This is a genomic window from Snodgrassella sp. W8158 (assembly GCF_016100435.1).
In the GTDB taxonomy this organism is placed as follows: Bacteria; Pseudomonadota; Gammaproteobacteria; order Burkholderiales; family Neisseriaceae; genus Snodgrassella; species Snodgrassella alvi.
The window spans coordinates 58,609-71,858 of record NZ_JACFSM010000005.1 but is presented as its reverse complement, the minus strand read 5'-3'; the positions used below and the strand labels follow the sequence as shown (position 1 = coordinate 71,858).

10 protein-coding genes are annotated in these 13,250 nt (G+C 41.8%); 5 read left to right on the top strand and 5 right to left on the bottom strand.

From position 1 onward, the window contains the following. Nucleotides 1-3 precede the first annotated feature (3 nt). From H3V11_RS10160 to metF, 3 genes are all read left to right on the top strand, one after another. Nucleotides 4-2,106: a PAS domain-containing sensor histidine kinase gene (locus H3V11_RS10160; RefSeq protein WP_084550136.1), complete on the top strand. Its 2,103-nt coding sequence runs from the start codon at nucleotides 4-6 to the stop codon at nucleotides 2,104-2,106. Beyond that, complete coding sequence (locus H3V11_RS10155) at nucleotides 2,093-3,364, top strand: sigma-54 dependent transcriptional regulator (RefSeq protein WP_025329800.1); 1,272 nt, start codon at nucleotides 2,093-2,095, stop codon at nucleotides 3,362-3,364. The genes H3V11_RS10160 and H3V11_RS10155 overlap by 14 nt, the downstream gene beginning before the upstream one ends. 164 nt (nucleotides 3,365-3,528) lie before the next feature. Then, entirely contained in the window at nucleotides 3,529-4,362 is an 834-nt protein-coding gene (gene metF / locus H3V11_RS10150) for a methylenetetrahydrofolate reductase [NAD(P)H] (RefSeq protein WP_025329799.1), read from the top strand. 163 nt (nucleotides 4,363-4,525) lie between these two features. Here metF and H3V11_RS10145 read toward each other — a convergent pair whose 3' ends face one another. The 3 genes from H3V11_RS10145 to H3V11_RS10135 form a co-directional block, all read right to left on the bottom strand. Continuing rightward, nucleotides 4,526-5,254: an amino acid ABC transporter ATP-binding protein gene (locus H3V11_RS10145; protein WP_025329798.1), complete on the bottom strand. Its 729-nt coding sequence runs from the start codon at nucleotides 5,252-5,254 to the stop codon at nucleotides 4,526-4,528. Between the two features lie 37 nt (nucleotides 5,255-5,291). Next, nucleotides 5,292-6,077: a 16S rRNA (adenine(1518)-N(6)/adenine(1519)-N(6))-dimethyltransferase RsmA gene (gene rsmA / locus H3V11_RS10140; RefSeq protein ID WP_198224815.1), complete on the bottom strand. Its 786-nt coding sequence runs from the start codon at nucleotides 6,075-6,077 to the stop codon at nucleotides 5,292-5,294. A 107-nt stretch (nucleotides 6,078-6,184) separates the two neighbouring features. Continuing rightward, the gene (locus H3V11_RS10135; RefSeq protein ID WP_232335814.1) at nucleotides 6,185-6,922 is read right to left on the bottom strand and encodes a peptidoglycan DD-metalloendopeptidase family protein; all 738 of its coding nucleotides are present in this window, start codon (nucleotides 6,920-6,922) and stop codon (nucleotides 6,185-6,187) included. Between the two features lie 207 nt (nucleotides 6,923-7,129). Here H3V11_RS10135 and H3V11_RS10130 point away from each other — a divergent pair, with 207 nt between their 5' ends. Further along, the gene (locus tag H3V11_RS10130) at nucleotides 7,130-7,588 is read left to right on the top strand and encodes an FxsA family protein (RefSeq protein ID WP_025329795.1); all 459 of its coding nucleotides are present in this window, start codon (nucleotides 7,130-7,132) and stop codon (nucleotides 7,586-7,588) included. Between the two features lie 70 nt (nucleotides 7,589-7,658). Here H3V11_RS10130 and lysS read toward each other — a convergent pair whose 3' ends face one another. Then, nucleotides 7,659-9,182 (bottom strand): lysine--tRNA ligase, encoded by a 1,524-nt coding sequence (gene lysS, locus H3V11_RS10125; RefSeq protein ID WP_084550130.1) that lies wholly within the window; start codon nucleotides 9,180-9,182, stop codon nucleotides 7,659-7,661. Nucleotides 9,183-9,818: 636 nt separating this feature from the next. Between lysS and pgl the strand changes: the two genes are divergently transcribed. After that, entirely contained in the window at nucleotides 9,819-10,517 is a 699-nt protein-coding gene (gene pgl / locus H3V11_RS10120) for a 6-phosphogluconolactonase (RefSeq protein ID WP_198224813.1), read from the top strand. A gap of 45 nt (nucleotides 10,518-10,562) precedes the next feature. Here pgl and H3V11_RS10115 read toward each other — a convergent pair whose 3' ends face one another. Next, nucleotides 10,563-13,043: an autotransporter outer membrane beta-barrel domain-containing protein gene (locus H3V11_RS10115; protein WP_198224811.1), complete on the bottom strand. Its 2,481-nt coding sequence runs from the start codon at nucleotides 13,041-13,043 to the stop codon at nucleotides 10,563-10,565. Between the last annotated feature and the right edge of the window lie 207 nt (nucleotides 13,044-13,250).

The window sequence follows — 13,250 nt, the reverse complement described above, 5'->3', positions numbered from 1 at the left end:
ACAATGAGACGGCTGATTCTGGTCATGGCAGTACTCTGTGTAGTGACCCTGTATGTTCTGGCTGTCGCTACCGGCAACACTAATGTTTTCTCAAAATATTTCTGGTTTGCTTTTGGATTTGCTTCACTACTGGTACTGGCACTGATGCTGATGGCCGGTTCTTATTGGTGGAAATTGCTGCAAAGCCGGCACAGACAGGAGTTCGGTTCCAAAATTGCATTGCGTTTGGCTTCCATGTTTACCCTGGTAGCTGTATTACCCGGTTTATTTCTGTTCGGAGTATCTGCACAGTTTATCTCGCACAGTATTCATTCGTGGTTTGGTAACGATACAGAAGAAGCACTAAACCGCAGTATCAGCCTGAGTAAATCGGCTCTGGATTATGAGCTGGACAACACAGTTCGCCGGGCGGCCAATATTCAGATCGCCCTGATTGCAGCCAATGGTCTGGAACAACCACTAGTACCCGTTCTAGAGAAAAATGGCAAAAGCAGACAGTTCAGTCAGTTAGATATTTATAATTTAAACAATAAACGGCTTGAAGCCGAATATAATCCTCAGCACCTGTCCACTCCTGAACTTAACCCGAATCTGATTCAGCAGTTGCATAATTCAGGCTCTGTCCGTGAGATTGAAAGTATCAATAATATTCTTTATGCACAGGGCTGGCTGCTTTTACCCGGACACAACAGCGATAAAGCCCTGTTTTTCCGCCAGCCAATTCCGGCCAAAGTAGCACGGGATGCAACTCTGATTGAAGCGGCACGGGCAAAATATGGGGAGCTGAGCTTTACTAAACAAAGTCTGCAAACCTTTTTTCTGGCTACATTACTAATGGCTACCCTGCTGTCCATTATTCTGGCTCTGCTGGTGGCGTTATATTTTGCCCGGCAATTTGTTGCCCCTATTCTGTCACTTGCCGATGGTGCCCGTGCAGTGGCCAAAGGTGATCTGGACGTACAACAAACCATTTATCGCAATGATGAGCTGGGAAAATTAACCGGTCTGTTTAATCACATGACAATACAGCTGCGCCATTCACGTGAACAACAGGAAGCGGCCAGACATTATCTGGAATATATACTTAATAGCCTGACCACTGGTGTAGTTACCCTCAATCCAGAAGGATGCCTGATTACCTTTAATCAAATGGCGGAGAACATCCTTGGCCAGAATCTGAATCCGATACTCGGGCAAAATATCAGCCAACTTACAGAACAAAGCCCGCAAACAGCAATGCTGGCTGATGTATTTCAACAGATACTGACTACAGAATATCAGAACAAACCGGCGCAAATTACCTATAATCACAAAGATGAGGCTCTGATATTACTAGGGAAGGCCACACCTCTGCCCGAAGACAGCGGTGGCGGTACTGTACTGGTGTTTGATGATGTTACAGCTCTGGTAAGTGCTCAGAAAGAAGCAGCATGGGGTGAGGTTGCCCAGCGGCTGGCACATGAAATCCGTAACCCGCTGACACCAATTCAACTATCTGCCGAACGGCTGGCGTGGAAGCTCAGTGATAAATTAAACGAAGCGGACAGACAAATTTTAAGCCGTGCTACTAATACCATTATCCGTCAGGTAGCAGCAATGAAAGATATGGTTGAAGCATTCCGCAATTATGCCCGTTCACCGGCATTAAAATTCACAAACCTTGATTTAAATGAACTAATACGCGAGGTTTTGGTACTTTATGAAGGTAGTAATTGTACATTTACAGTTAATTTGAGTAAGATAGTAATGAATGTTAACGCTGACAGCGGAGCTTTACGTCAGGTTATTCATAATCTGCTGAAAAATGCAGTAGAGGCAGCTGCAGCATCTGACTCTCCTGAAGTAAGCATACAAACTGAATTAAATAGCGAACATATTCTTTTCTACGTAAGTAATAATGGTAAAACATTTAGTCAGGAGATGTTATTACATGCATTTGACCCTTATGTAACAGACAAACCCGGTGGTACCGGACTGGGATTGCCGGTAGTAAAAAAAATCATTGAAGAACACGGCGGGCGGATCCAAATCAGTAATCAGAAAAACGGACTGGCTTGTGTCAAAATAACCTTACCATTACAGGTGAATAGAAATGCGAAGCAGTGATATTTTAATTGTTGATGATGAAATAGGTATCCGCGATTTATTATCGGAAATCTTGCAGGACGAAGGTTATACCGTCACCACAGCCGAAAATGCCGATACTGCCCGCCAACTACGCCAGCAAACACGCCCTGCGATGGTATTACTGGATATCTGGATGCCTGACTGCGATGGGATTACCTTACTTAAAGAATGGGCAAAATCCGGACAGTTAACTATGCCGGTAGTGATGATGAGCGGCCATGCCAGCATTGACACTGCCATAGAAGCCACAAAAATTGGCGCACTGGATTTTCTGGAAAAACCTATTTCCCTGCAAAAACTGCTTAGTACCGTAGACCGTGCTTTAAAATACGGGCAAATGCAGGCTGCTTCCAATCTGACACTGGATAAGCTCGGTCACAGCCCTGCAATTAAAGAATTAAATCAGCAACTGGAACGTATAGCTAAATTCAGTACTCCGGTATTACTAACCGGTGAACTGGGCTCTCCTTTTGAACTGGTAGCACGCTCATTTCATAAAAGCTCAACTCCCTGGGTAGAACCCTCCAAAGTAGAACAAATCGTTGACGCTCCTATTGAATTATTGCAGAAAGCCACAGGTGGCATACTTTATCTGGGCGATATAGCCCAGTATGGTAAAAGTACCCAGCAAAGTATCGGTTTCATTCTGACTAAAGCAGACCGCTACAACGCACGCATTATCTGCGTTTGCAGCAGATCAATTAAAGAAATGATTACCGATCCGTTACAGGATAACAAGCTGCTTAATACCTTGTCATCACTAATTGTTGCCATTCCTCCGTTGCGTTCGCAGCTGGATGATATGGTATTTCTGGTTGAACAAATAACGACCGAACTGGCAGAAAGTCAGAAAATTCCGCCAGTAAAATTCACTACTGCCGCCTTGAATGAATTGCGTCAGTACGACTGGCCGGGTAATCTGGAACAGCTGCGCAGTGTTGTTAAAAGCCTGATGCTCACAGCAGAAAATAACGAAATTGACGTTAATGTTGTCAGTACTATTCTGAATCAGTTCAAACATAACCAGCCTCATGAAACCATGAACGGCTTCAATTTTGATCTGCCTCTGCGTGAACTGAGAGAGGATCTGGAACGACGCTATTTCGAATACCACATAGCTCAGGAAGGACATAACATGAGTAAAGTGGCTCAGAAAGTAGGGCTGGAACGAACTCATCTTTATCGCAAACTTAAACAGCTTGGTATTCAGTTTTCGCGCCGGCAAGCTGAAAAATAAATCAGATAAACCGGATAATAAATTCTCTGCAAATTTTATTATGAATTTTATTCATATTATTTAGCGGATTTTTCAAAGAAAATCTGCAATAAAACATTGATTGAGCATGTCTGAAACGTTATGGTTAGATATCTAACCATAACCTACGGAGAAACTGTTTAATCATGAGTTTTACCCAGTTGAGCTTTGAATTTTTTCCGCCGCGTACTGAAGAGGGACGGCGCAAACTGGCCATCACCCGCAAACAGTTAAGCCAATATCAACCTGAATATTTTTCATGTACTTATGGTGCAGGTGGAACTACACGAGCCGGTACATTGCAAACAATTACCGATATTATGAATGATGGAGTAGCAGCCGCTCCCCATCTGGCCTGTATTGGCGCCAGCCGTGAAGAAATGATCAGCCTGCTCCAAACCTACAAAGACATGGGCATTCGTCATATTGTAGCCTTACGTGGTGACGTTCCGTCAGGCGTGGGCTTTGGACATCAGGGGCTGCGCTATGCAAATGAGCTGGTTGCTCTTATCCGCCAGGAGTTTGGTGACTGGTTTCATATTGAAATTGCTGCCTATCCGGAATTTCACCCTCAATCACGCAGTGCTGAAGACGATATCAATCATTTTGTACGTAAATGTCAGGCCGGCGCCGACTCCGCAATTACCCAATATTTTTTCAATGCAGACAGTTATTTCTGGTTTGTGGACGAAGTGCAAGGCAGAGGAATAGATATTCCCATTATTCCCGGAATTATGCCTATTGCCAGCTTTTCCAAATTGGCACGCTTTTCAGAAACCTGTGGCGCAGAGATTCCGCGCTGGTTACGCCTAAAACTTCAGTCTTATGCAGATGATACAGCATCAATTAAAGCACTTGGGCTGGATGTAGTAACTGAAATGTGCGACCATTTGCTTCAGCAGGGAGCACCCAGCCTGCATTTTTATACTCTGAATCAGGCCGGACTTGTATCGACTATATGTCAGCGATTAGGTTACTAAAACTAAATAATAAATAAAATTAAAATATAAATTTGTTAATACAATACAAATGAAATAAGCCCTTATCGTCTTAATGATAAGGGCTGTAAAATCTGATTAATTTTTTATCAGCGAAATTATATGACTGTCTAATTTAAATTAATCACAACAAAATAATTAATAGCTAATGAGTTAACAACTGATTAAGAAACTGCTGAGCTCTTTCATGTTGCGGGCGCTGGAAAAATTCTTCCGGAGTAGCCTCTTCAACAATTTCACCATGATCAATAAATACTACCCGATCAGCTACTTCACGGGCAAAACCCATCTCATGCGTGACCACCATCATTGTCATACCACTAAGCGCCAGATCTTTCATAACTTTCAGCACTTCACCTATCATTTCCGGATCCAGAGCAGAAGTCGGCTCATCAAACAGCATTACTCTTGGTTCCATAGCCAGACCGCGGGCAATGGCGACCCGCTGTTGCTGACCGCCCGACAACTGCTGCGGAAAAGCATCGCATTTATGCGCCAGCCCTACTTTAGCCAGCAGTTCCTTAGCTTTGGCTTCAGCCTGCGCGCGACTTTCTTTTTTCACCTTCATCGGTGACAAAATAATATTTTCCAGAACTGTAAGATGCGGATATAAATTAAAATGCTGAAATACAAAACCAACCTCAGTTCGTACCCGATTTAAATCAGCTTTCGGATCAGCAACATTAATCCCGTCAACCCAGATTTCACCCTGCTGGATTTTTTCCAGCTGATTTACAGTACGAATCAGCGTAGATTTACCGCTGCCAGAAGGACCGCATACCACTACCACCTCCCCCTGACTAACAGTCAGATTCACACCATTAATAACATGCAAATCTTTAAACCATTTATGGACATTCTTAAATTCAATCATGTATTCCCCACATCCTGTAACTGTCTGCATTAATCATTCAGACAGAAGCGCCATTGTGCAACAAATGATTACTTAATGCCACATAAAGCTCTGGCGTAACCCGCTCTGGCCTGCTGCCGGGATCAATACCTACAGCCATCAATGCTGCATCATCTACTGATTCTTTCAGATTATTATGAATAGTTTTACGTCTCTGTTGAAAAGCCTGTTTGACCAATGCAGCAAAATGATTAAAATCCTCAGCAATACCAATGCGACCACACTGCGGAATCATTCGTACCACAGCTGAATCTACCTTTGGTGCAGGTATAAAGGCCTGAGGCGGCACATCAAGTAAATTTTCCATCTCAAAAAAATACTGCAACATGACACTTAAACGCCCATAATCATTACTGCCTGCTACTGCCACCATACGTTCAACCACTTCTTTTTGCAGCATAAAGTGCATATCTATAATATCATCAGCATACTGACCAAAACGAAATAACAACGGCGTGGAAATATTATACGGCAAGTTACCAACAATCTTTTTTTTGCCGGGTACAGTATTAAAATCAAATTGCAGGACATCACCCTCATGAATTAATAGTTTTGATGCAAATGGCAGCGTACGTAATCGGGCTACAATATCACGATCAATCTCAATCACATGCAGTTTATTGACAGCCATAGCAAGAGGTTCCGTAATTGCGGCCAGACCCGGACCAATTTCAATTACCATATCCTCAGGCTGAGGACGAACCGCACGCACAATATCCTGAATAATACTTTTATCCTGCAGAAAATTCTGACCAAAACGTTTGCGGGCACGATGTTCTTTCATAATACTTCCTTCAATTTTGCCCAATTATAAAATAAAACCACCATTCTCAACTTACCAGACTAATCAGTACAACGTACCTGTTAACATCTGCTTTCAGTAGTCTGACGCTAATTTGACAGATAACGTAAAGGATTAACCGCCTTACTATTCACTCGAACCTCAAAATGCAGTTTTACACCAGTGGTTCCACTGTCTCCCATGGTTGCGATTGTCTGTCCGGCCTGAACTTTCTGCCCATTAACAACTTTCAGGGAATCATTGTATGCATAGGCCGTCATCGTACTGTTACTATGCTTAATCAGTACCAGTTTGCCATATCCGCGCAGTTCCTCTCCGGCATACTCTACGATACCCGCTGCCGCTGCTTTAACCGGCGTACCACGGCTACCGGCAATATCAATACCCTTTTGCGTCTGACCATTAAATGTACTGATTACTTTTCCCCGTACCGGCCATTGCAAACGAATATCAGGAGCAAGTGTTGTAGTCGTTCCGATATCCGGTTTAGGTGCAACACGACCAGGCTGTCGTTTTACTCCCGCAGAACCACCTGATACAGAATTTGGTTTACGTACCCGAATCAACTGCCCCACTTCAATAGCATGAGGATTAGCCAGATGATTCCAGCGAACAAGCGTATTCACATCCTGATTAAATCGCAAACCAATGCGATATAACGTATCTCCGCGCTGTACCCGGTAATAACCATTTTGTGCCTTGCCATTCATTACCGGCGCTTTAGCCGGATTATTATTGGCACAGCCACCTAGCAACAAACAGCCGCCTAGCAACACGCTTAAACCGGAACGCCATAATATCCCGCTCAATTTCCATATCTGTATCATTGATTTACCAAAATCTTAACAAGAATCTGTATAGCATAGCTTGTTTAGTTAATCTTAGCTTGATATTAACATAGCTTTTCCCGCCTCATTGACTAGTAAGCCCCTCTTTTCAGACAGGCAGAGAAATCCATTTCACAACTGCTATATTGAATTCTTCGATCCTGCAACCATCTGTTAAAAATGTTATAGCTTAAAAGGGTAACTTACATGCGTTACATAGGTTGGGCATTACCGATACTGGCAGTACTGGAAGTCCTTTCCATTATTCTGGTTAGCAATCTGATTGGCGGCGGCTGGACACTGCTTATCATCTTACTGTCAATTGTCTGCGGTATTTTTATGCTGCGTAATATTGGCGTGTCCGGCTTATTTCTTGCAATGGCTACCATTCGTACTGGCAACAATGTATCGCTTTACCAGCTATTATGGCCAGTGCGCTACATATTCGCCTCCATCATGCTTATTAGCCCCGGATTTGTCTCAGATATATTTGCTGCCTTGTTATTACTACCTATTAGCGGCAAGCCTCTGACCGGCACAACCCAATCCTTCTCCCGTTCAACACAACCAGAACAGGGGGACATTATCGAGGGTGAGTACACTGTAGAAACCGATAACGAACAAACAGCTCACTCCGGCACACAATCAAATCTTCCACATAAATAACCGAATAACAAAACCAAAAGCCGCACAGAATTAATCTGGCGGCTTTTAAATTACAGAAAGGCGATTCTGACTACTCTAAACGCATTTGCGGAAACAGAATAACATCACGTATTGTTTGAGCATCTGTCAGCAGCATAATCAGACGATCCATGCCAATACCGCAGCCGCCGGTTGGCGGTAAACCATATTCCATAGCACGAATATAATCCGCATCGTAATGCATTGCTTCATCATCACCAGCATCCAGCTGTGCTACCTGAGCTTTGAAACGCGCAGCCTGATCTTCAGGATCATTTAATTCCGAATAGCCGTTAGCCAGTTCGCGTCCGACCACAAACAACTCGAAACGCTCGGTTAAACCCGGTTTAGTATCCGATGCACGTGCCAGTGGTGATACTTCTACCGGATAATCCACAATAAATGTAGGCTGCCATAATTGCGCTTCCGCGCACTCCTCAAATAAAGCCAGCTGCAAACTACCCAGACCCTGAGCCATAGGTAAAGCTCCGCCCAGTTTTTTAATTTCAGCCTTCAGCCAGGCCTCATCCGTCAGCTGTTCATCCGTATACTGCGGATTAAAATGTTTAATTGCTTCTACAATAGTCATACGAGCAAACGGCTGGCTTAAATCTACCTCCTTACCGTTATAACTCACCACAGCACTGCCTGTTGCCTCAATAGCAGCAGCACGGATTACCTTTTCTGTCATGTCCATCATGCGCTGGTAATCACCATAAGCCTCATAGAATTCCATCATCGTGAATTCCGGATTATGGCGTGTACTCATGCCCTCATTGCGAAAATTACGGTTAATTTCAAACACACGCTCCAGACCGCCCACAACCAGCCGTTTCAGATAAAGCTCAGGAGCCACACGTAAAAATAAATCCATATCCAGAGCATTATGATGCGTAACAAACGGCTTTGCTGTAGCTCCGCCCGGAATCGGATGCATCATCGGTGTTTCCACCTCCAGATAGCGCTCACCTACCATCACATTCCGTATCGCCTGAATAATCCGACTCCGTTTCACAAAAGTGTCACGCGTTTGCTCATTGGTAATTAAATCTACATAGCGCTGGCGATATTTCTGCTCCTGATCAGCTAAACCGTGAAACTTATCAGGTAATGGTCGCAAAGACTTAGTCAGCAACCGCAGACCAGACACCCGTACCGTAAGCTCACCGTGATTGGTTTTCATCAGTTCACCTTCAGCACCCACAATATCACCCAGATCCCAGTGCTTGAATGTATCATGAACTTGCTCACCAACACCCTGATTGTTGATATACAGCTGAATACGGCCGGTCATATCCTGAATGGTCGCGAAGCTGGCTTTACCCATATGACGTTTCAGCATAATACGTCCGGCTACCTTTACTGGAATTGCCTTTTCTGCTAGCGCATCCTTATCAAACTCATCATAAAGCTGATGCAAATCTCCGGCAAAAGCATCCCGCTTAAAATCATTTGGAAAAGCAATTCCCTCAGCACGAATCGCCGTCAGCTTCTCACGGCGGTGTGCCATAATCTGGTTTTCATCCAGTTGTTCTTCTTGCGCGGCAGCTACCGGCGCATTCTGCTGTTCACTCATATGCATCCTCATACTATATGCAATTGTTATCAACTAACAACTGCCCGCCTAACACCATTGAGCATAGTATTAAATTCAGGCAATAAAAAATTAAAAATAACCGCCTATTTTAAGTCAAAACAGCCAGTTTGACATCTAAAACACCTGATTCAGTTACAGCAATCCCATATTGCCATAACAAATTTCTTCAACCAGCAGCAATAACTTAACACCATCCGGCAGCAAAAACTTTAAACATCATCCCAAAGAAATAAATTATTACCAAACTGTAACCAAAGCACATAAACCTGCCCGGGTAAATTAATGATAGCAACATCTCTGATATCAGCTAAACAGAAGAGCAGACTTGAGCATAAATTTATCCGTAGCAATCTATAAACAGCCAATATTGAATATATATTTCTTGATTATTTATTAAAATAGCATAAAAATAACAATAAAATATTAACCGTCAACCTGTGCCATATCCGTTAGCGCATACGAAAATACCAACAGTCTATTATTTGTTTTAACAACAATTACATTGAAATACAACTCATTAACCCATTACCAGCGAATAATAATTTTAATATTAAATTTAACAACCTTATCGCTGTATCACCAATAAAACCCAGATATATCTTTCAGGAGATGAACATGTATCAGTTACATCTTTATGACACACCTATTGCGATGAATACAGCTCTGGCTACAGCTATTATTGCCAACCTGCAAAATGCAATTAATCTGCGCGATTGCGCTTCTCTTGCCGTTTCAGGCGGTCCGAATCCGGTAGAGCTGTTTGAGATACTAAGCAAAGCGCAACTGGCATGGGAGAAAGTTTATATTACTCTCGTGGACGAGCGCTGGGTTGATAAACACCACGAAGACAGCAACGAACGGCTGATTCATACCCATTTACTACAAAATAAAGCTAAAGCAGCACACTTTATCAGCCTAAAAACAGTAGCTGAAAATCCATATGATGGTGTGGATGAAATTCAGGCACGTCTGGAGCAACTATTACCCTTACCCATAGATGTACTGGTATTAGGCATGGGAGACGACGGGCATACAGCATCGCTTTTTCCTCATGCTGAAAATTTATCCAAAGGCCTGGATATGCACTCCGAGAGAATGGTAATAGACATGAAACCCCTGACTGCACCGCATGATCGTATTTCCCTGACTTTACCGGTAATATTAAATAGCAAACATCTATATCTGCAACTTTCCGGCAAAAAACAACAACAGGTACTACAACAGGCACTGGCCGGAATCAATAGTAACGATATGCCAATCAGAGCTGTTCTGCATCAGCAGAAACTGCCATTACAGATTTATCTGGCTCAATAAAAAATGCGCTGGGTAAAACCGGCGCATTGACTAAATTCAGCATAATTACCAGGAATAGCGATAATTAAAATTAATGCCAAATTTCTGCTCTGTATGCTGACCGCTCGCATAATCAAGCTTGAAATCAGCGTGATTATTTGAATTAAAATCCACACCCAGCCCTGCTTCATACAGACCACTGTTACCAGCTCCGGTAATACGCATATTGCTATCATCAACAATAGCATGTCCCAGACTGTTTTTATCATGTAACCAGTAAGCACCTGCATACGGATGCAGATTCACCTTATTCAGCGCCAGAGTAGTTTTAATTGCCGCACCTAACTGACTACGAGAAAAAGTCGTACTCTTCGTATAATCATCACCGGATAAACGACCGGCAGTTATACCAACTTTAGGTGTGATTACCCATTTATCAGAAAGGCTGAAATCTTTACCCGCATCAACACTCAGACTATTACTATGCCATGTAGCCTTATCCATTTTGTTGGCATTAGCTTTCAGATGGCTATAACGATAAGCCGCATCGGCAAACCAGCCTGCTGTATTATACCAGCCGACATAAACACCAGTAGTAAGTGCTTTCAGATTACCGTCCTTATAATTACCATTAAAATCTACACTAGAATGCCCCTGCCCCACAAAAGCACCCAAATAAGTCTGATTACCGTCATTACCCAACGGTAACAAATGATCATAACCTAATTGCAAACTATATGATTTTTGCTTAAAACCAGAGGTAGTCAACCCATAGCTTGAGCCAGTACTGTCAAAATGATTATTGGTATAATTACTGTCCAACCACATATTATTAACATGTGACTCATTTTTCAGACTGTTGAAGCGTGCATTTAAAGGTTTTTGCATCTGATATACAAACTGGCTGGCCGCCTGACGCATACTGATAAGTGAATTGGCAAAATCACTAATTTCATGCCGAGGGCCATAATGACCGCCTCCGGCTGATGCGGCACCATTATCATTACTTAGAATCCAGTCATTTCCGTTCTGATGGAAGAAATAGCGATATCTGCCAACATCAACATAATTCTGAACCATAGAGAATGATCCGTCACCACCTTCAGACTCAACCAAAGTTATCTGAATATTCGGTTTTTTAGGCTGTTTACGACTATCTGCCACACTGATTTTATGTTCACCATGAACCTGACCATGAATTTTAATCTTATCAGATTGTCCATCGGCCAGACTGGTATTCATATTAAACAGACTATTGCTACCATTTAAATCGCCATTTATTGTCAGAGTTTTAAATTTACCACCCTGACTGAAAGAAATAACTGAATCATGAATATTCAGCTCATCCAGGACACTATCACCATTGATTGTCCATGAAGAACCATTATTCAGATTAAAAGTTATTTTAGGTGCCCGCTTCGGATCCTGATCAATATAAATACGTCCTGCCAATTGAGAATGATCCGCAGTTAAAGTAAATGGCTGTAATGCAGCAACCTGCTCATCTCCTATGGCATCATCCTCCTCAGCATCTTCAACATAATAACGATGATCATTGACACCCAGTAAAGCATCCTGCCCGATTAACTTACTGTCTTTAATTGTAAATGTATGTTTATCCGCTTCCGTCTGAGTAGTTGCCAGCATAATGCCAATACCTGACTTTATAGTACTATTTTTAACATTTACTTCACTTCCGTTATTCAGATAAAAACCTGAACTGAGCGGATTAGTAAGATTTATTTCTGTGTTGCTAACATTGGCAACAGCATGATTCTCTGGACTCTGATTCACTATATCTATGCCAAAATTAATATATCCATCACCTTGTATTTTCATATTATTGACATTGACGAGTGCATTATTATTATCCGAAACTTCTATAGAAATTGCAGCTGAATAATCACTATCTTTATCTAACTTTATTTCTGAATCATGAATATTCGCTGTGCTGGCAGCTGTACCAGCCCCAGTAGCCGCTATATAATATGCATCAGAATGAGGAGCAGTGATTGTAAAATCAGCCTGTGAATCCAGATATCCTCCGCTAAGTTCAATTCCTTTAATACCTTCGTCAAATTCTTTTGGCTGCCCCTGCAAGCTAAAATGAACACCCTTAGGCATCACAAACCGTGCATTGCCCGTTTCTGATTCAAAACTGACACCTGTATGGTCTATATCTTCCCGATGATCTCCGTACTTTTTATTATTTAAATACGAGGTATCTATTGTAATTTCAGTATTTGGAGAAAATTCTGCCGTTAATGAATGTGCAGTATTATTTGATTCATGAATCCGGAACATCGACAAGTTATGACCATCTTCTCCGGGAGCTCCGGTAAACAACTCTTTAAATTCACTCTCAGTAGGAATGCCATTATAATATTGATCAGCTGTAATAATAATTTTATTATTTTCCGGATCTGGCACCTTACATCCGTCTATAGCATGACAAGTATTAGCAGCTACACTATAAGCTGACAATGATCCCAGAACAACTAGCAGAATAGTTTTTAACTTTAATGGCGGGTGTATTGATTTCATCATATAAATTAATCTTTTAACACAAATAAAAAATAATATCACAATATTTATAAATTAAGTTAATATTTGTTTATTACAATTAAATTATTTTTTATCATATAATAAATTTAATTACACTCTTGCCTTAAAATTCCATTGTATTAATTTATTCATTTAAATTAATTACATTATCTTATAATTTTATTCAAATAAATCCTGTTTATCTTTTAC